General features: G+C 46.8%; 16 protein-coding genes. 10 read left to right on the forward strand and 6 right to left on the reverse strand.

Annotation, left to right across the window (positions count from 1 at the left end):
• Nucleotides 1–46: 46 nt before the first annotated feature.
• The 4 genes from QUA02_RS03840 (at nucleotide 47) to QUA02_RS03855 (ending at nucleotide 9565) form a co-directional block, all read left to right on the forward strand.
• The gene (locus QUA02_RS03840; RefSeq protein WP_333025426.1) at nucleotides 47–3166 is read left to right on the forward strand and encodes an AAA family ATPase; all 3120 of its coding nucleotides are present in this window, start codon (nucleotides 47–49) and stop codon (nucleotides 3164–3166) included.
• A 332-nt stretch (nucleotides 3167–3498) separates the two neighbouring features.
• Nucleotides 3499–6807: a PAS domain-containing sensor histidine kinase gene (locus QUA02_RS03845; RefSeq protein WP_333025428.1), complete on the forward strand. Its 3309-nt coding sequence runs from the start codon at nucleotides 3499–3501 to the stop codon at nucleotides 6805–6807.
• 159 nt (nucleotides 6808–6966) lie between these two features.
• Entirely contained in the window at nucleotides 6967–8841 is a 1875-nt protein-coding gene (locus tag QUA02_RS03850) for an adenylate/guanylate cyclase domain-containing protein (RefSeq protein ID WP_333025430.1), read from the forward strand.
• Between the two features lie 121 nt (nucleotides 8842–8962).
• Nucleotides 8963–9565 (forward strand): Uma2 family endonuclease, encoded by a 603-nt coding sequence (locus QUA02_RS03855; protein WP_333025432.1) that lies wholly within the window; start codon nucleotides 8963–8965, stop codon nucleotides 9563–9565.
• Between the two features lie 129 nt (nucleotides 9566–9694).
• Here the strand turns inward: QUA02_RS03855 and QUA02_RS03860 are convergent, their stop codons facing one another.
• Nucleotides 9695–10462 (reverse strand): YebC/PmpR family DNA-binding transcriptional regulator, encoded by a 768-nt coding sequence (locus QUA02_RS03860; RefSeq protein WP_333025433.1) that lies wholly within the window; start codon nucleotides 10460–10462, stop codon nucleotides 9695–9697.
• Nucleotides 10463–10609: 147 nt separating this feature from the next.
• Nucleotides 10610–11248, reverse strand: a complete 639-nt coding sequence (locus QUA02_RS03865) for a histidine phosphatase family protein (RefSeq protein ID WP_333025435.1) — start codon at nucleotides 11246–11248, stop codon at nucleotides 10610–10612.
• A gap of 323 nt (nucleotides 11249–11571) precedes the next feature.
• On the opposite strand from QUA02_RS03865, the gene QUA02_RS03870 reads away from it, so the two are divergent.
• From QUA02_RS03870 to QUA02_RS03880, 3 genes are all read left to right on the forward strand, one after another.
• Nucleotides 11572–11841, forward strand: coding sequence for a hypothetical protein (locus tag QUA02_RS03870; RefSeq protein ID WP_333025436.1), 270 nt, complete (start codon nucleotides 11572–11574; stop codon nucleotides 11839–11841).
• Between the two features lie 301 nt (nucleotides 11842–12142).
• Nucleotides 12143–12397 carry a hypothetical protein gene (locus tag QUA02_RS03875; RefSeq protein ID WP_333025437.1) on the forward strand — a complete coding sequence of 85 codons (255 nt, stop codon included), beginning with the start codon at nucleotides 12143–12145 and terminating at the stop codon, nucleotides 12395–12397.
• Nucleotides 12394–12732 carry a type II toxin-antitoxin system RelE/ParE family toxin gene (locus QUA02_RS03880; RefSeq protein ID WP_333025438.1) on the forward strand — a complete coding sequence of 113 codons (339 nt, stop codon included), beginning with the start codon at nucleotides 12394–12396 and terminating at the stop codon, nucleotides 12730–12732. The genes QUA02_RS03875 and QUA02_RS03880 overlap by 4 nt, the downstream gene beginning before the upstream one ends.
• Nucleotides 12733–12749: 17 nt before the next feature.
• On the opposite strand, the gene QUA02_RS03885 is transcribed toward QUA02_RS03880, so the two are convergent.
• Both QUA02_RS03885 and QUA02_RS03890 read right to left on the reverse strand, forming a co-directional pair.
• The gene (locus tag QUA02_RS03885) at nucleotides 12750–12878 is read right to left on the reverse strand and encodes a hypothetical protein (protein WP_333025439.1); all 129 of its coding nucleotides are present in this window, start codon (nucleotides 12876–12878) and stop codon (nucleotides 12750–12752) included.
• A 191-nt stretch (nucleotides 12879–13069) separates the two neighbouring features.
• Nucleotides 13070–13753, reverse strand: a complete 684-nt coding sequence (locus QUA02_RS03890; protein ID WP_333025441.1) for a class I SAM-dependent methyltransferase — start codon at nucleotides 13751–13753, stop codon at nucleotides 13070–13072.
• A gap of 237 nt (nucleotides 13754–13990) precedes the next feature.
• On the opposite strand from QUA02_RS03890, the gene QUA02_RS03895 reads away from it, so the two are divergent.
• Nucleotides 13991–15814: a polysaccharide biosynthesis/export family protein gene (locus tag QUA02_RS03895; RefSeq protein ID WP_333025442.1), complete on the forward strand. Its 1824-nt coding sequence runs from the start codon at nucleotides 13991–13993 to the stop codon at nucleotides 15812–15814.
• A gap of 129 nt (nucleotides 15815–15943) precedes the next feature.
• Here QUA02_RS03895 and QUA02_RS03900 read toward each other — a convergent pair whose 3' ends face one another.
• Entirely contained in the window at nucleotides 15944–16678 is a 735-nt protein-coding gene (locus tag QUA02_RS03900; protein WP_333025444.1) for an SGNH/GDSL hydrolase family protein, read from the reverse strand.
• A 157-nt stretch (nucleotides 16679–16835) separates the two neighbouring features.
• Between QUA02_RS03900 and QUA02_RS03905 the strand changes: the two genes are divergently transcribed.
• Together QUA02_RS03905 and QUA02_RS03910 are read left to right on the forward strand one after the other, a co-directional pair.
• Nucleotides 16836–17159 carry a polymorphic toxin type 24 domain-containing protein gene (locus QUA02_RS03905; RefSeq protein ID WP_333025446.1) on the forward strand — a complete coding sequence of 108 codons (324 nt, stop codon included), beginning with the start codon at nucleotides 16836–16838 and terminating at the stop codon, nucleotides 17157–17159.
• A gap of 5 nt (nucleotides 17160–17164) precedes the next feature.
• Complete coding sequence (locus tag QUA02_RS03910) at nucleotides 17165–17623, forward strand: hypothetical protein (RefSeq protein WP_333025448.1); 459 nt, start codon at nucleotides 17165–17167, stop codon at nucleotides 17621–17623.
• On the opposite strand, the gene larE is transcribed toward QUA02_RS03910, so the two are convergent.
• Nucleotides 17620–18450, reverse strand: coding sequence for an ATP-dependent sacrificial sulfur transferase LarE (gene larE, locus QUA02_RS03915; protein ID WP_333025450.1), 831 nt, complete (start codon nucleotides 18448–18450; stop codon nucleotides 17620–17622). The two genes, QUA02_RS03910 and larE, sit on opposite strands and share 4 nt — an antisense overlap.
• Between the last annotated feature and the right edge of the window lie 17 nt (nucleotides 18451–18467).

An 18467-nucleotide genomic window follows, 5' to 3' on the forward strand; every position in this document is an offset into this window, starting at 1 on the left:
ACAAATAGTGTTAATTATAGATAGATTGTACGGCGCGATGGCCTAAATGATTCCTATAAAACTTACACTTAAAAATTTTCTCAGCTATCGCGAAGCTGCTTTAGACTTTCGCGGCCTGCACACCGCTTGCATTTGCGGGCCTAACGGTGCCGGCAAATCCTCCCTCCTAGAAGCGATCGCCTGGTCACTTTGGGGCTGTTGTCGCAGCGATACGGAAGACGATATCATCCATATCGGCGAAACTGATGTGCGCGTTGATTTCACTTTCTCCACCGGCGGCCAAATCTACCGGGTGATTCGCAACCGCCGGCGCGGACACTCGGGAAGTTTGGAATTTCAAGTCAGCTTGAATTCTGCCGAGACTGAGGATAAGCTTAGTTTTCGCACGCTCACTGACAAGGGCCTGAGAACAACTCAGCAAAAAATCCTCGAACACATCAAGCTAGATTACGATACTTTCATCAACTCGGCGTATTTGCGGCAGGGGCGAGCTGATGAATTTATGCTCAAAAAGCCGATCGAGCGCAAACAAGTTTTAGCCAACCTGCTCAAGCTCGATCGATACGACACTTTATCCGAACAAGCCAAGGAAAAGTCCAGAGAATTTAAAGCTCGAGTCGAACTGCTCAAACACAGTTTGCAAACCGTACAAGAGCAACTGCAACAAAAAGAGGCGATCGCTTCAGAACAAACTCAATTGCAGCAAGCAACCGACTTGCTCTCTTCACAGCAGCAAGCCGACACAACCGAGTTGCAGCAACTGCAACTCCAGCACCACAACCGCCAAACCTGGCAAAAACTCCTCGCCGGCCACCAGCAACAGCACTACAATATCTCTCAAGAATGCCGCCGCTTGCAGCAAGAACTCAGCGCCGTCAAACAGCAGCAAAACGAGCTGCAAGCTCTCCTAGGGCAAGAAAATGAAATAACAGCGGGAATCGCGTATTTCCACAGCTTGCAAGCCTCAGAAGAGACTCTGGCTGGCAAATTCAAAGCTAACCAACAAGCCCAAAATCAGCGCCAGCAATTGCAAGAACAGCAGCGCGACGAACTGAGCTTTTTGCAAAGCAAAATTCAGCAGTTGCAAGCTCAATTAGATGTTTTAGAACAGGATGAAAAAGATGTTCTGGAGATTCTCAAACAGCAGCCGGAGGTTGACAAAGGACTCGCACAGTTGCAAGCAGTTCGATCGCGCCTCAACGAACTAGAGCAACTGCAACTGCAAGTTTCCCCACTGCTACAGCAGCAGCAGCAAAAGCAACAAAAGCTCGATCGCGCCCGCGCCGGTTTAACCGCCCGCTTAGACGAAATCAACCGACAGGTGCAAGTTCAAAAGCAGCAGCGACAGCCGCAATTGCAGCAGGAAATCTCTGCCATCGCCAATCAAATTTTGCAGTTGGAAAACAAGCGAGTTTATCAGCACCGAGTCCGCGAAAAAGGCCAAGAAAGGCACGACTTTCTAGGAAACCTGCAAGCCAAAAGCCGCGACTATCAAACCAGACTCGCCGAGATCGACCAAAAACTGCAACTGCTGCGGAAACATGAAGGAGAAACCAGCGCAGGCGAAGGTAAAGCCTCGAATTTTGCGGAAAACGAACCCTCGAATTCGCCTTTAATGGTGCGGGATACAAATTTTGGCAATTGTCCTTTGTGCGATCGACCTTTAGACGAACATTACTGGAATTTGGTAATCGCAAAACACCACTCCCAACAGCAGGAAATTTGGAACCAACTGTGGGTTGTGCGCGAACAATTGGCCGTCTCCGAGCGCGAAATTCAAGTCCTCAGACATGAATACCGCGAACTAGAAGAGGAATTAGCACCCTACCAAGAATTGCGGGAACGCCGCAGCCATTTGCAAGCACAATTAGATGGACTAAGCCAAGACGAAAACCGGCTGCAAAGTATGCGTGAAGACGCTGCGGAAATCGAGCGGTTGCTGCGCACCGGCGAGTATGCAGCTTCGGATTTGGGCGAACTACAGCAAATCGAACAGCAACTGCAACAGCTCAATTACAGCGATAGCAGCCACTCCCTCGCCCGCAGCGATGAAAAGCGCTTGCGGTGGGCGGAAATTAAGCAAGCTCAAATCAAAGACGCTCAACAGAAACTGCATAAAATTAATGCCCGCCGCCCGGATCTGCAAACTCAATTAGCCACCGTACAGCAACAGTTAGAACAGCAAAAAAATAGCTCGGAAATACAGCAGCAAATTCTGTCTTTAGATAGATACATTGCGGAAGTTGGCTATAATTTGGAACAGCACGAACACGTGCGGAGCGAAATGCGCCGATCGCAGTTTTGGATCGCCCGCGCCGAAAAATTGCGCTCGGCAACTGTGCAGTACCCGCAAGTGCAGCAGCGCGTTAATGAAATCGCAAATTCTATCGCAGTGCGCGATCGAGATTTGGAAGCCGTCAGCGCTCAAACTTCCGCGATGAACCAGCAATTGCAAGAACATCCCGATCCTACAGCCCGCATAAGCGCGATCGAACAGCAAATCAGTCGCCGCCGCCAGCAGCTAGACCAACATTTGGGAAGTCTCGGACGCCTCCAGCAGCAGCAGCAAAATCTGGAAGCTCTGCAAGTTCAGCTAGTAGCTCAAAAAGAGCAAATGCAAGTTGCAAAACGCCAGTATCGAGTTTATCAAGAGTTGGGTCAAGCATTTGGCAAAAACGGCATTCAAGCTTTAATGATTGAAAATGTTTTGCCTCAACTCGAAGCTGAAACCAATCAGATATTGGCGAGATTGAGCGCGAATCAATTGCACGTTCAATTTATTACTCAGCGGGCTGCTGCTTCTAAAAAAGCAACTAAATTGATTGACACTTTAGACATTTTAATTGCTGATGCTCGCGGCACTCGCCCCTATGAAACTTACTCGGGCGGCGAAGCTTTTCGGATTAATTTTGCGATTCGGCTGGCGCTGGCGAGACTGCTGTCTCAGCGGGCGGGCACGGCTTTGCAAATGTTGATTATTGATGAGGGATTCGGGACTCAGGATGCGGTTGGGTGCGATCGGCTGATTGCTGCAATTAATGCGATCGCCTCCGACTTCGCCTGCATCCTCACCGTTACCCATATGCCCCACCTGAAAGAAGCTTTTCAAGCCAGGATTGAAGTAAGCAAGACTGCTCAGGGTTCTTGCATCAGCTTGTCCGTTTAAAAGGGTTGACGAGCCGGATGGAAGGAGGAGAAGAAAAAAAGTTGAAAATATCAGTATTTTCACCTTCTTTTTTCTACCTTCCTAATGCAGTGCGAGCGTCCCGCTCGTTCCTGGGAGCGATCGCGAGCGGGACGCTCGCACTGCACTCGGAGAATTATGATTCCGATGCCAGCAGAAACCATATTACTCGTCTCCCCCGCCGGCTTTTTTTTGGCTGTTGGCTTTGTTAAAAATGCTAAATTAAAAATAAGAATATAAAATAAGAATGCCTCCAGCTATTTATATTTTTTTATAGTTCTGTCCGCTCCTTGGGAGCGTGGGTATTGCCACCGATGACAACAGATTTTTTCCACCTATCTCTCCTAGAACGGGCGATCGCAGCGTCGAGCAACAGCATCCTAATCGCGGATGCTACTAGGCCTGACATACCTATTATCTACTGCAATCCTGCTTTTGAGAAACTGACAGGTTACAGCGGCGAAGAAGTTATTGGACGCAACTGCCGGTTTTTGCAGGGCCCCGATACCGATAGCGCCGAATTAGACAAACTCCGCAGCAGTTTGCGATCGGGAACGGAAATTAAGGTAGTTCTCAAAAATTATCGCAAAGACAAAACTCCTTTTTGGAACGAATTAATCGTTTCCCCCATCCTAGACAGCGAGGGAAAATTAACCCATTTTATCGGAGTTCAGAACGATATTAGCAAAAGAGTAGCAGCCGAAACAGCCCTGCAAGAAAGTGAAGAAAGATTGCGGGCGATCGCCACTGCGACTCCCGTTCCCATGTTAATTACGCGCCTGGAAGACAGCGTTATTTTGTACGCAAATCCTGCCTTATGCAAAACTTTTGGTTTGAGTTACGAACAAGTTATCGGCGGAAAAAAAAATGAATTTTATGCCAATATCAACGACCGCCGTCAATTGCTAGAATTAGTCAAACAAAACGGCTTTAGCGACAGCGAACAAATCTGTCTCAGGAAAGCAAACGGCAGTTTATTTTGGGTAAAAATGTCGATGCGCTCGATTAATTTTAACGGCGAAGCAGCAATTTTATCGGCATTTTACGATATTACCGATCGCGTAGAAGCAGAAACAGCACTACGGCAAAGCGAAGCAAGGTTTCAAAAACTAGCCGCCAACCTTCCCGGAATGATTTATCAATTTCAGTTAACAGCAGACGGCACTATGTCATTCCCCTACGTCAGTTCCGGCTGCCGCGAACTCTACGAATTAGAACCAGAGGTACTCCAAAACTCAGCTATTCCCGCGATCGAAATGATTCATCCAGACGATGCGCCAAGCTTCCACGAATCTTTTGCTATCTCAGCTAAAACTTTAGAACCTTGGCGGTGGGAAGGGAGATTAGTTTTTCCGGGCGATCGGATTAAGTGGATTAGCGGGGCTTCCCGACCCGAACGGGGCGAAAAAGATGACATTATTTGGGACGGCTTGTTGATTGACATTAGCGATCGCAAACTTGCAGAATCCGCACTGCGGCAAAGCGAAGCCAGATTCCAAAAAATGGCCGCCAACGTGCCGGGAATGATTTATCAATACTTGCTGCATCCCGACGGTTCCGATGAATTCATTTATGTCAGTTCCGGCTGTTGGGAACTTTACGAATTAGATCCCGAAAAAGTTCAAAAAAACTCCGATTTAATGTGGTCAGCGGTGCATCCAGAAGACCTAAAACCCCTGTTAGAATCAGTCGCAATTTCCGGCGAAACTTTAAAACCTTGGATATATGAAGGGCGGATCGTAACGCGATCGGGAAAACTGAAATGGATTCGCGGCATCGCCCGGCCCGAACTGCAACAGGGCGGCGATATACTTTGGGAGGGGGTGACAATCGACATCAGCGATCGCAAGCTAGCAGAAATCGCCCTCAGCGAGTCAAAAATCGCCCTGCAGCAAGCTAATCAAGAGCTGGAAAAGCGCGTCCTAGAACGCACGGAAGCCTTGCAAAGATCCCAGAAAATGCTGTGGTTGGTAATCAACAACATCCCTCAGTTAATCGTCTGGAAAGATCGAGATTCAGTTTTCTTGGGAGGCAACAAAAACTTGGCCAACGTCGCAGGTTTCAATCACCCCAGTGAAATCGTCGGTCTCACGGACTACGATATGCCCTGGAAGTTAGAAGAAACAGAATTTTTTCGAGCCTGCGACCGCCACATTATGGATAGCAACACCGCAGAATATCACATTATAGAACCCCAACTGCAAGCCGACGGCACCCAGTGCTGGCTGGATACAAATAAAATACCTTTACACGACCATAACGGCAATGTAGTCGGCATTTTGTGTACTTTTGAAGACATCACCGAACGGCTTTCCCTCGAAGCTAAACTCCGGGCCAGCGAGGAACTATTTCGCCAAATATTTGAAGATGCACCCATCGCTATCTACTTAGCCCATTTAGACGATAACAAGTTAATACGAGTCAATAAAACTTACTGCGAAATGCTGGGATATACCGCAGCCGAATTGCTCGCCAAAACATTTATAGAAATTGGGCATCCCGAAGATAATCCAAAAAATATCCAAGTTGCTGCTTCTCTTTATCGGGGAGAAATTACGAGCTATCAAATCGAAATTCGCCAGATTTCGGCGACAGGTAAGATTGTTTGGGTAAACGTGACAGCTACTTTGATTCGAGACGGCGAAGGAAAACCTATTTACAAATTAGGGATGATTGAAAATATTACCAACCGCAAAATTTCCGAAGCAGCACTTCAAGCTTCCCAATCTCAATTGAGAAAACAAGCAACCCAATTGCAAGAAGCCTACGAACAGCTTCAACACGCTCAAATCCAATTAGTTCAATCCGAAAAAATGTCGAGCCTCGGTCAGATGGTGGCTGGAATCGCCCACGAAATCAACAATCCCGCAACTTTTATTAACGGCAATATTTCTCACACATACAACTATTTTCACGATTTAATAGAACTCTTGAATCTCTACCAGAACTGCTACCCGTCCCCAGTTCCTCAGATTGCTGAAAAAGTTAAAGAATTAGAGTTGGATTTCCTCAAGGAAGACTTGCCAAAAATGCTCAACTCCATGAAAGTAGGAGTAGAAAGAATCAGTAAAATTGTGTTGTCGCTGCGGAACTTTTCGCGGCTAGACGAATCGGAAATGAAGTTTGCCGACATTCACGAAGGAATTGACAGCACGCTGTTAATTGTGCAGCACAGATTGCATCAAGAAAATAAAACAAGCCGGATTGAAATTATTAAAGAATACGGAAAAATATCGAAAATTTACTGTTGTGCGGGGCAGTTAAACCAGGTATTTCTAAACATTATCAGCAATGCGATCGACGCTCTAGAAAACCAACCGCAACCTCGGACGATCGTGATTCGCACTGAAATGAAAAAAGCCGGGTTGAAAAGCCACAGCAAAAGCCATCTCAGTCATTGCGATCGCATCGTTATTTGCATCGCCGACAGCGGCCCGGGAATGAGCGAAGACGTTCGCAAGCGGCTATTTGACCCCTTCTTCACCACCAAACCGGTCGGCTCGGGAACCGGTTTGGGATTGTCCATCAGCCATCAGATTGTGGTAGAAAAACATAAGGGAAGCCTGCGGTGCATCTGTGCGCCGGGACAGGGAGCGGAATTCTGGATTGAAATCCCGTGCTGAGCGATCGTCCATTAATCTAAAAGTTTCAATATCTAACTTTTAATTCCCAATTGCCGTCGGTGCTTGAGTTATCAGGGTTTTGAATTAACCGCACTCAGAGGCCGAAATAAATCGCACTCAGCGGTGTGCTAATCTGCTGCCCTTATTCGCTAGGCAATTATGCTGAAAAAACTACCTTTATCCTGGTCTCGCTACAAGCCAGCCGGGTTGACGCTGGCTTTGGGTGTCGGACTGTCGGTCCTGGCATTTGCCTTGGTTTGGGACTGGGAAGACAACCGCCGCGACTACGAAATGCACCGCCGGATCGACGATATTTCGATCGGCATCGAACGCCAGCTCAACTCCGACTTAGATACTGTTCTCGCCCTCAGCGACTACATGAAAGCCTTCAGCGCCGTCGAGCGTTCCTCTTTTGCTAGGTTTGTCGCCCGGCCCCTATCCGTCCACCCCAGCCTGCAACTCTTGGCTTGGGCCCCCCGCGTCCCCCAGGACGAGCGGCGCAACTACGAAATCACAGCTAGAACCGAAACAGAGCCCAGCTTCGAGATTACAGAGCGCGGCCCGCGAGGAGAACTCCGCAAGGCCCTCCAGCGTTCCGAATACTTCCCGGCTTTCTACGTCGAACCACCAGCCGGAAACGAGACAGTATTAGGCTTTGACCTCGCCTCCCACCCAGAAACCCGCGCCGCGCTCGATCGAGGGCGCGATACTGGAGAGATGATTGTCACCAACTACGTCGGCCTAACTCAGAGCAATTCCCCCGAACTAGGTCTTTTGGCCATAGTTCCGATTTACGAAAACAGCAGTAAACCGACTACGCTGGAATCCCGCCGCCAACTGCTGCAAGGATTTGTTCTGGGCGTATTTCGAGGCAAAGATATTTTCCAAACCTCTTTAAAAGGACGCAATACCGACTACCTCAATATTTATCTCGTTAGCGAGGCTCCAGACAAGCAAGAAGCAGCGTCACTCTTACCGCAAAGGGCCTACCCGGTGCTCAAAAATCTCCCTGCTGAGAGCCAAATTCAGCAATTTGCGGTGCAGTTCCAATCCGCGACCCAACAAGTGCTTCCAGCATCAGCCGCTGCTGACCGAGCCCTGATGCAAAACTGCCCGATTTTTGACAATCCAGGCCCTAACTATACAGCTTGCAGAAGGCGGCTGAAAATTAGTGGCAGCCAGTGGTCTATGTACGTGTCGGCAACGCCGGAAATTCGCAGGATTCGCAAGCACTGGCGCTCTTGGGGAACTCTGACGATGGGGATGCTGTGGACTCTGATTCCGGTGACATATATGCTGACAGCTTTGAGCCGCACCGCCCAAATCGAAAAGCTAGCTCAAGAAAGAATTCGCCAAGCCGAACAGTTGCAGGCTGCTTACCTACAGTTGGAACTCGAACAAGCTAAATCCGAGCAACTGCTGCTGAACGTTTTGCCGGCAGCGATCGCCCTGCGCTTGAAGGACAACGAACACAATATCGCCGAAAGTTTTGCGGAAGTAACTGTGATGTTTGCCGACATTGTGGGGTTTACAGAGCTTTCGTCGAGAATTTCAGCGACGGCAGTGGTGGAAGTGCTCAACGATATTTTTTCGGCTTTTGACCACTTGGCCGATCGCCACGGTTTAGAGAAAATTAAGACTATTGGTGACGCTTACATGGTTGTCGGCGGTTTGCCTACGCCCCGAGACGATCACGCCGCGGCAGTTGCGAACATGGCGATCGATATGCTGCACGAAATTCGGCTCCTCAGTTTAGAACATTCGGAACCTTTCAGCATTCGGATCGGGATTAGCAGTGGCCCTGTCGTTGCCGGCGTCATCGGCTTAAAAAAGTTTATTTACGACCTCTGGGGCAACACAGTAAATATTGCTTCGCGCATGGAATCCCACGGGATTACCGGCTGCATTCAAGTCACCGCCGAAACCTACGAGATATTAAAAGATAAATATACTTTTCAGAAGCGCGGCGCTATTCAAGTTAAGGGCAAGGGATACATGGTTACTTATTTGCTGACTGGAAAAAAAGATTATTAACACCGCGCAAAAACGGATACAAGCCTCCGAATCCGCGATCGACTAAGACTTTCGATCGCCAAGCTAAGATATGATAAGCTCGAGGTATTTTATCACCCCTGCACCAAAAAAAGGAAAAACCATGACGACGCTGCTAATTCAAACCGAAAGCGTCCCACTGACGGTCTATTTCCCTGCGATCGAATCGATGACTGTTGAACAGTTCTATGAATTTTGTCTAGTTAATCGCGATTTGAGAATTGAGCGTACTGCCAGTGGGGAAGTGATCGTTATGTCACCAGCTTTTTCAGATACAGGGAATCGAAACGGTAAGATTGCCCTACAATTGGGGAACTGGGCTGAACAAGATGGCACAGGTGAAACGTTTGACTCCAGTGCAGGCTTTACCTTGCCGAATGGAGCAACCCGATCCCCCGATGCCTCATGGATTAAACTAGAGCGCTGGAATGCCTTAACTGAAGAACAAAAAGCCTCATTCGCACCGATTTGTCCAGACTTTGTGATTGAATTGCGGTCTTCTAGTGACACTCTCAAGGGATTGCAAAAAAAGATGCAAGAATATATTGAGAACGGTGTATCGCTCGGCTTGTTGATCGATCGCAAAAACAGAAAAGTCTACATCTACCGTCCCGATTGCGAACCTGAAATCTTAGATAATCCTGAAACAGTCAGCGCAGATCCAGAGTTACCGGGATTTGTCTTGCGGATGGCAAAAATCTGGTGATTTATAGCCTTTCTCAGTAACATGAGGTGCTCATAGGGCATAGGGCATAGGGCATAGGGCATAGGGCATTGGGCATTGGCATAGGACTCGCCCCCATACCTCACCACCCTTGAGAACCGCTATCGATCGTTACACCATACTCAAAGACATTAATTCCTCTGCCATTTCAAAATTAGCCGTCACGCTTTGCACGTCGTCCAAATCTTCCAGTGCGTCCATTAACTTCAAGAGCGATCGAGCTTTTTCAGGAGTGTCTATTTCCACTGTATTGCTCGGAATCCAGCGGTTTTCCGACTGCAAAACAGCAAATTTTTTTTGCTTCAAAACATCAGCCAGTTGTTCCAAATCAGCCACACTTGTAAATACCTCTGCACCTTCAGTATCCTCATCAATTAATATCAAATCATAAGATTCCGCAGCCGCCTCTAGCGACGCTTCAAACAACTGTTCCTCATCAATCGGGCCGCGTACCGTACAAACTCCTTTGTGGTCGAACATCCAGCCCACACAACCAGTTTCGCCCAGGTTGCCGCCATTTTTAGTAAAAGCTTCTCGCAAGTCAGCCGCCGTGCGGTTGCGGTTGTCTGTCAGCGCTTCAATCAGAATAGCAACCCCGCCAACGCCGTAACCTTCGTAGCGAATAGCTTCTAATTCCGAACTCCCCCCCGCCAAGCCGGCACCTTTGGCGATCGCCCTTTCTATGTTTTCATTAGGAATATCCGCCGCCTTCGCTTTTTCTATAGCAGTCCGCAGTTGAAAATTGCCAGCGGGATCGGGAACTCCGCTGCGGGCCGCGACAATAATTTCGCGAGATATTCTAGCAAAAACCTTGCCTTTAACGGCATCAACTCTAGCTTTTTGGCGTTTAATATTCGCCCATTTACTGTGTCCTGCCATATCGATTTAAGATTTTCGATTTAAAATGTGCGATCGAGATTAAACAATAACACCGAGATTCTCACAGATCGGATTAACGTAGGGTGCGCCGGGTCGCGCACCTTACACACTTAGCATAGAATGGGATTTTTCGCACGAATCTCAACTTTAATTAAACCGGATCGCGGTTTCAGAGTCAGTCAGGTGAGAAGTATCGCCATTAAGTGCGATCGACCATTCTCCCTCACCCCGCACCAATTTTACCAAACAGCACAGAGAAGCGTTAATTTCGGTTTCCGCACCGCCCGCCAGCCCGATCGCAGTTCCTAAAACCGACGCACCGTGACCTACTAATAACATATCTTCGGGAAACTCAGCCGCGAGGCGTTTAGCAGTTTCCCCCGCCCTTTTGAAACAAGCTTCCCCAGTTTCGGGATAATTAGCAATACCGCCTTTGTAGGAAGCATCAATCCTGGGAAAACGCCTGCACAAAGCTTCGACGGACTCAGTTTCCGGCATTTCTGTCATCCATTCAGGATTCAGCCATTCGCACAATCCCCATTCTAGTTTAATTGACAAATCGAGGGCGTTGGCCACGTGATTTGCTGTTTGGACGGTTCGCAGAAAAGGGGAGGCGAAAATATGAGAAATTCCTTCACCTTTGAGGCGATTAGCGAGTTGTTTGGCTTGAACGTGACCGTCTTCGGAAAGGTGGGGATCGTAGCGGTGTTCTGCGGTGAGAAACCAGTCGGGGTTAACGAAGTCGATGCGGTTTCCGTGTCGTGCGATCCAGACTGTTTGCGGCATGAGTTGGTTTTAGTTTGGTTTCTTGATGTAATATTATATCAAAGATGCTGATTTGGGATCTTTATGAAATTCGAGTGGGATGAAAACAAGGCTGCGGTAAATTTGTCCGAGCACGGGATCTCATTTGAGGAAGCCAGAACGGTTTTTTGACGATCGCCTCTACGTCGATTTCTACGATCCGGATCGCTCTGATGAAGAAGATCGCTATATTATTGTTGGAGAGTCCCAGTAAGGTAATTTATTGATAGTGTCGTATACAGAAAGAGCAGATTTTCTTCGTTTGATTAGCGCCAGAAAAGTAACACGAGTGGAGCGAGAAGTTTATGCAGAAGGATGAAACAGGGATGGACGATGAGCTTCGGTCGGAATATGATTTGAGGAAGTTGCGTTTAAGAAGGGTAGGATCTGGACGAAAGACCATTGGTGGTGTAAATATTCGTTTAGAATCGGATGTTGCAGAGATGTTTACCGATTCTGAAGGAGTGAATGAAGCTCTGCGGTTTTCGATTAGAATTAGTGGAGAAATTGACACAGCAAATGAGTTTCAACCCCTCAGCGAAGAACAAACGATCGGGAGCATCCCAATTTGGTAAAAAGCGTTTTTTAGGAGTGCGAGCCTCTCGCTCGCGGCATAGATCGCGAGCGAGATGACGTGAGCGCGCTATATCATCCAAATATATTATTCTGATGCAAGCGTCCACGATCTGAAAGCAAAAATGGGATGCTCCCCAAACGATCGCCCAAAGTCTCGCAGCCTTGCAAGATTAGCAGACAAACAAGACAGGCCGAAGAGGGCGATCGCCTCAATGGGCAGATAGTTTAGGAAGCGATCGTTTTGGCTACCTATGCCAAAATAGAGTTACAAAATAAAGTTAACCATTCATCATAACTTTTATGACCCTTACACTCACCTTACCCCCCCAACTCGAAGCACTGCTCCGCCAACGGGCTGAAAGTACAGGACAAGATATAACAAGTATTGCCTTAGCTGTTCTCGCGTTCGGACTTAGCTTTGATGAAAGCGATTTCTTCGAGGCATTGGAAGGGATTCAACACGGACTTGATGAGTTCGATCGGGGTCAATTTTCTAGTCTGGAAGAATTTATAGATCGACAAAACCAGAAATACGGACTTTCTTTGGAAGCATGATCTATCGCATTGACTTTTCCAGTACAGCTCAATCTGAAGCTGATGCAGCGTTTCTGAACTTTTCTCAATTCACGACTCCCGATCGCGCTCAAGCATGGTATCAGGGTCTGATTAAAGCGATTTCCTCACTCCAAGAAATGCCGCGTCGTTGTGTTTTAGCCAGTGAAAACGCATTCTTCAGCCAAGAGATTCGCCAGCTTCTATATGGAAGTGGTAAAACCACCTATCGCATACTCTTCACTATTCTTGACGATCTACCCATACCAACGGTGAGGATTATCCACATTCGCAATGCACTCCAGCGTGCCATTGGCGAACCCCAAGAAGAGGCATAACTTTATGCTTAGCTTATCTAATTTTTGGGAAATAAGCGATCGCAAATTCCATTCGCCCGGTAACTTCTTCCAGTCCGCAGAGGCGGACATCGTTTGTACAGCCGCGAATTCCATTCGCCCGGTAACTTAATTTGTATAGAACCCATTTGACATCTTTCAGTTTTTGGGTTGGGTGACGAGAAATATAGATAGAAACTGGTTTCTGAGATTTACGCAAGGGGCGAGAAACCGGGTTTCTACGAGTTTTTGGTTGGTGACCAGAAATATAGAGAGAAACCCGGTTTCTGAGATTTACGCAAAATAGATATCAAATGGGTTCTATAGACGCGAATTACATTCATACCCTAACTCGCAGCATCTTATTTCCACCTTTTTGAAACTCATAAGGAGCCTCTTGAATTTCCACACGAAAACTTCTGTTTTTCAATTCAGCAATAATCTGGTTTAAGTGATCGGATTCCTCCCCGCTAAAACTCTGCAACAGAGGAAATACGCGAACTTCCTTCGCAACCCGACACATTTCTGTAATTGCTTCCAGATGGAATTCTTCGGAAAGCAGGTGAGAATAAGCAAATAAGAAATGGCTGCACAAAGCTAAATCGAATTGACTGTTCTCGAAAGGTAAAACAGGCAGCTCAGCAGTCATGTAGCGGCATTGCTGCAAGCCTGATGGAAAATCTTCTAAAAATTCCTGCATCGCCTTCATTCGCACTTGGCCTAGCTGGTACGGGGATTCAAAATTATTCCACAGGTAGCCGTCTACATTGGCTTTAACACCGTCAATCACAGTTTGATATGTTTCTTGGATGCGATCGCCAATTTCCACCGCAGTAAACTGATAAACTGGATCGCAAGAAATTACCTTTCTACCTTGGCGAGTCATTTCGGCATTGAAACTCGCCGGCCCGCCCGCACAATCAAGAATGGCTAGCTTGAGATCACTTGATGTCAAGCTAAACATTCCTATGTATTCATCCAAGCAGCGTCCCCAGGGAATCACCTTATCAAGCTTAAGTCCCACGTATTTTTTACTCGCAAATAAGAGCAGATAATTATGATTATATCAATTTAATCCTTCAATTTCCCAATCTAAAATATAAAATATAAAATATAAAATCGATCGATCGCACAATTTTTATTATTCCACCTGTGGATTTTGCAGCGAAGCGAGGCTACACTGGACAGCAGGGAAAATAAACTAAAATCAACTAGCTTGTATTGCTCTCGTTCATTGGCAGGCTGCAACCAGGGAAGAAAGATGAAACATACCGTTCAAACCGCTACAAGTCTGAGTTTGTCAGCACTCCTGGTGCTATCGAGTTCGCTGCCCAGTATAGCTCAGTTGCCTGCCGTCAGAACTCCTGCACCCACTCCTAACCGGCCCAGAGTACCGCCGCCGCCTCCTGGGGGTTCGAGTTTGCCACCGATCGGCAATTCTGGTTCGCTGACACAAGAAGCAGCTTATACTTTAGGCCCGGGCGATCGCATTGCTTTAGATATCTTCGGCGTCCCTGAATTCAGCAAAGAATATCAAGTGTTAGTTGACGGGACGCTCAATTTGCCAATCATTCGCAGCGTCTCAATTCAAGGGTTGACGCTGCAACAAGCCGCTAACGTCATTACCCAGCGATACGAACCCTTCATCAATGTTCCCGTTGTTACCGTGACTGTGATCGTCGCCCGCCCCCTAAATATAGGTCTTGCCGGTGAAGTTACTCGCCCGGGTTCCTACAAGATTAATCCCACTAGAGAAGGAGGAGGAGTAAAATTCCCGACTTTGATGGAAATGCTGCAACTGGCAAAAGGGGTGACATCAGCAGGAGATATGCGAAACGTCCAAATTCGCCGTCCTCGCAGAGGCGCGTCTGAGCAAGTTACTACTGTTAATTTGCAGGATTTTTTAGACACCGGAAATTTGCGTCAAGATGTCACGATTCGAGATGGAGATACAATTTTTGTACCGACAGCAAGTGCCCTGAATACTCAAGAAGTCCGTCAAAGAGCCAGTGCTAATTTTTCCGCTGATATTACTAAACCAATTGGCGTGGTAATTGTCGGGGAAGTGAACCGGCCGGGGCCTTATACTGTATCTGCTTCTGACTTGCGATCTACCAACCAACAAACAGAGCTGAGTTTTGTCAACATCGACCAACAGCAAGGAGCAGTTGTAGGTTTACCAACTATAACTAGAGCACTCAAAATTGCTGGCGGTATTACCACAGAAGCTGACATTCGCCGCGTACAAATCCGCCGCCAAGTCAGAGGAGGTACTGAACAAACTATCCTGGTAAATCTCTGGGATTTGCTGCAAAAAGGTGATGCTACCCAAGATGTTTTGCTGCAAGAAGGAGATAGCGTGATTATCCCGACAGCAGCTACTGTAGACTTAGCTGAAGTTTCTCAAGTCGCCAATAGCAGTTTTTCTCCGAACGCGATTAGCATCAATATTGTGGGGGAAGTAATTAGGCCTGGGGCTTTGCTGGTGCGACCCAGTACATCCCTGCACCAAGCTTTGCTGACCGCAGGCAGTTTCAATCAATTGCGGGCAAAAAAAGACAAGGTAGAATTATTGCGTTTGAACCCCAACGGTACTGTTTCTCGCCGCACGATCGAGGTGGATTTTGCTCAAGGGTTAAATCCTAATAATAACCCAACTCTCCGCAACAACGATGTGATTCTTGTAGCGCGATCGGGCTATACTAGGGTAGCAGACAATATCAACAGTTTCTTGCAGCCGATCGCAGGAGTTGCAACAGGGATCGGCGCTGTTAGCGGAGTTTTTACTGGGTTTCAAACAACTATCAACGCTTTTCAAAACTTATTTTTGGGAGGAGATTTCGAGCGACAAAATCAGCTCAGACAGATTCGCGAACAACGTGAAGACAGACAAGAGCAACGTGAAGACAGACAGCTAGAAAGAGAGATACAACGTGAAGACAGACTACAGCAAGCAGAAGACAGAAGACTGCAACTTGAAGACAGACAGCGGCAAATAGATATTCAAAATCAGCAACTTCAGATTCAGCAGCAGCAACTTCAGCTCCAAAATCAGCAGCCACAAACTACGACAACTACTCCTTGATATCTAGTCAGGTAAAATAACCCTTATAAGTTTGTAGTGAGGACTAAAGTCCTCCATGAAAAAAAAATAATTTGGGTCGTTGAGTTCACAACACACTATTAAAGTCCGCACGGAATTTAAAGCAATAATTTAAACAGATATTATATCATAAAAAGTGCGGGTTGTTAAGGGATAATTCAAAATATTTAACAAAACTTTTCTGTATATATCTAAACCTTTGGCATTGAGGTGAACGCCGTCAATTGTTAAATCTGCATTGAGAGCTTGTTCCTTAAACAAGGCTTGTATACCGCTAGATTCCACGGTCAGATTTTCGTCGGCGGCTACTTTATTGATGAGAACATTGATTTCGTCAACTCTGGCAATTGTTCCGGCAAATTTAGGATTGTAGCTGGCGGCAAGAGTTGAATAAAAAGCAGGAATCAGAATAATTTGTTTTGTTCCGAGCGATCGCATCACGGCGATCGCCTCTTTTAAGTTACTGACAAACTGCTCGTCGCTAATGCCGTACATAGCATCATTTGTACCGATCGCAATAATAGTTTTTTCGCACGTAAACCGCAAAGGAACTACCAGCTTAAGCTGTTCCAGCAGGGAAACCGTACTCATTCCGCCGATCGCAAAATTAAAGTTTTGTTCGCCCAAAGAATCGCCCAAAGCCGAGGAAATAGAATCGCCCCACACGCACCCTTGATATTGCTTGTCTTTAATTTGTTGTACCTGATTGTATACAGAAACTTGCCACCACAGCGCAGAGCTAACCGTATCTCCCGCAGGTTGCGGGTTAGCTAACACCCGAAACGGGATGTACGCCGACAGTGACAACGCCAAGACGGCGGAAATTAACTTAAACTTAACTTTCATAAAACTTGCTGCTACTCTTGCTGCTACTTCAGTTTATGCTATTGCTTTAACAAGCAGTCAGGATTGATGCAAATTTCTATAAATTAGTAATTTGTACATATCCAAATACCGCTACATATATCAAACTGAGATGGTAAAATAATTTAGGACACATATTATGTCTAAACCAGTTGACTGGACAGTTGGCATCCCCGCTACCACCCTGATAGCCGTCGGAACCCAAGTCAGCGGGAGATTTCCTCTAGATGGAGCAGGTGCCAGAAACTTACTCTACCGCATGGATGGCCAGAACATTACCAGCTATATCGTCTACGATGACAGCGGACGGGCAATTAAGCGAGTAGACTTGACAGGAAAGGCTCATGCAAATGTGCCGACACCTCACGCCGTTGAATACAAATACAACCAAAACTCAGCAGGAGACATTTTCGTGCAAGCTGAGAAAACAGTTAGGCCAGCTAGATTGGATGAAATACCTTAGAAATTATGTTCATCAAACAAATATCCTTGAATGCAGATAAACTAACCGATTTCCAGCAGTGGAAAAAAGCCAACGGCGATGATTTTTCACTTTGGGATTATCTTTTCGGAGCTGCTAACATTGAAATTGCTATAGCTTTCACAAAACTATTCTGGCCAGATTTTGTCGAACATGAAGGCGGTATCTTTTTGTCCGAAGCCTTTAACAGTCAAATATACGAACAGTGGAAAATCAAACTGGGGAATGATGTCGCTGCAATTGAGCAGGTGATGAACCACCACCACATTGATGATATTCTCCCCGGTGCGGAAAACGCTAGCACTGAGAATTTATTGTATTTGGGACAAGCATTAGCTCAGATGTGGGAAAGTCGCCTAAAATTACTATATCCTCAGCGACGTTTTCAAGTTAAATGCGATCGGGACGAACACACTGTTGTAGTGACATTTTTTCAGGATAATTAATCAACCTTTCGCCCCAACAATTCCGGCTGCAAAACCTGATTTAATTTGCCGCTGCGAAACCCCTCCAAATCCAAAGTCGCGTAAACAAAACCAAACTCCTGAAACACCGCCACCAATGCAGGCAAATCCGCATTTACCACAAATTCCTTAATTTCCTCGGCGGGTAACTCAATGCGCGCCGTATCTCCGTCCGATCGCACTCGCAGATTTTTCAGTCCCAACTGCCGCAAATACCGTTCGGCGCGCCCCACTCTTTGCAACTTTCCCACCGTGATTTCTTCGCCGTAGGGAAAGCGCGAACTCAGACAAGGTTGAGCCGGTTTGTCCCACCAAGGCAAACTCAATTCTTTTGCCAATTGCCGCACTTCAAACTTAGTAATTCCTACTTCTGCTAAAGGCGATCGCGCGCCGCGTTCCTTTGCCGCCTGAATTCCGGGACGGTAATCCTTTAAATCGTCAGCATTAACCCCATCCACCACATAAGGATAACCCTTTGCTAGTGCTAGCGGTTTCAAAGTATCGTGCAGTTCGCTTTTGCAGAAATAGCAGCGGTTAACCGGGTTAGAAGTGTAATTTGGATTTGCCATTTCCTGAGTTTCTACTTCTTCGTGAACAATGCCAATTTCTGCTGCTTGAATCCGCGCATCTTCTAAATCTTCTGGCAATAAAGACGGGGAAACTGCCGTTACTGCCAAAGCGCGATCGCCCAACACGTCAAAAGCAATTTTTGCCACCAAAGTGCTGTCAATTCCGCCGGAATAGGCAATCAGTGCCCGTTCCATCTGCGCGAAAATATCTTTTAATTGTTCGAGTTTTTCCACTAACATGATTTCAACCTTGATTA

The sequence above is a fragment of the Microcoleus pseudofavosus SVA1_A4 genome, from assembly GCF_036700565.1.
Taxonomy (GTDB): Bacteria; Cyanobacteriota; Cyanobacteriia; order Cyanobacteriales; family Microcoleaceae; genus Microcoleus.

Excerpts from the sequence above, each read along its gene's own strand:
- QUA02_RS03840 (WP_333025426.1), top strand. The coding sequence starts at position 47 with ATGATTCCTATAAAACTTACACTTAAAAATTTTCTCAGCTATCGCGAA.
- QUA02_RS03845 (WP_333025428.1), top strand. The coding sequence starts at position 3,499 with ATGACAACAGATTTTTTCCACCTATCTCTCCTAGAACGGGCGATCGCA.
- QUA02_RS03850 (WP_333025430.1), top strand. The coding sequence starts at position 6,967 with ATGCTGAAAAAACTACCTTTATCCTGGTCTCGCTACAAGCCAGCCGGG.
- QUA02_RS03855 (WP_333025432.1), top strand. The coding sequence starts at position 8,963 with ATGACGACGCTGCTAATTCAAACCGAAAGCGTCCCACTGACGGTCTAT.
- QUA02_RS03860 (WP_333025433.1), bottom strand. The coding sequence starts at position 10,462 with ATGGCAGGACACAGTAAATGGGCGAATATTAAACGCCAAAAAGCTAGA.
- QUA02_RS03865 (WP_333025435.1), bottom strand. The coding sequence starts at position 11,248 with ATGCCGCAAACAGTCTGGATCGCACGACACGGAAACCGCATCGACTTC.
- QUA02_RS03870 (WP_333025436.1), top strand. The coding sequence starts at position 11,572 with ATGCAGAAGGATGAAACAGGGATGGACGATGAGCTTCGGTCGGAATAT.
- QUA02_RS03875 (WP_333025437.1), top strand. The coding sequence starts at position 12,143 with ATGACCCTTACACTCACCTTACCCCCCCAACTCGAAGCACTGCTCCGC.
- QUA02_RS03880 (WP_333025438.1), top strand. The coding sequence starts at position 12,394 with ATGATCTATCGCATTGACTTTTCCAGTACAGCTCAATCTGAAGCTGAT.
- QUA02_RS03885 (WP_333025439.1), bottom strand. The coding sequence starts at position 12,878 with ATGGGTTCTATACAAATTAAGTTACCGGGCGAATGGAATTCGCGGCTG.
- QUA02_RS03895 (WP_333025442.1), top strand. The coding sequence starts at position 13,991 with ATGAAACATACCGTTCAAACCGCTACAAGTCTGAGTTTGTCAGCACTC.
- QUA02_RS03900 (WP_333025444.1), bottom strand. The coding sequence starts at position 16,678 with ATGAAAGTTAAGTTTAAGTTAATTTCCGCCGTCTTGGCGTTGTCACTG.
- QUA02_RS03905 (WP_333025446.1), top strand. The coding sequence starts at position 16,836 with ATGTCTAAACCAGTTGACTGGACAGTTGGCATCCCCGCTACCACCCTG.
- QUA02_RS03910 (WP_333025448.1), top strand. The coding sequence starts at position 17,165 with ATGTTCATCAAACAAATATCCTTGAATGCAGATAAACTAACCGATTTC.
- larE (WP_333025450.1), bottom strand. The coding sequence starts at position 18,450 with ATGTTAGTGGAAAAACTCGAACAATTAAAAGATATTTTCGCGCAGATG.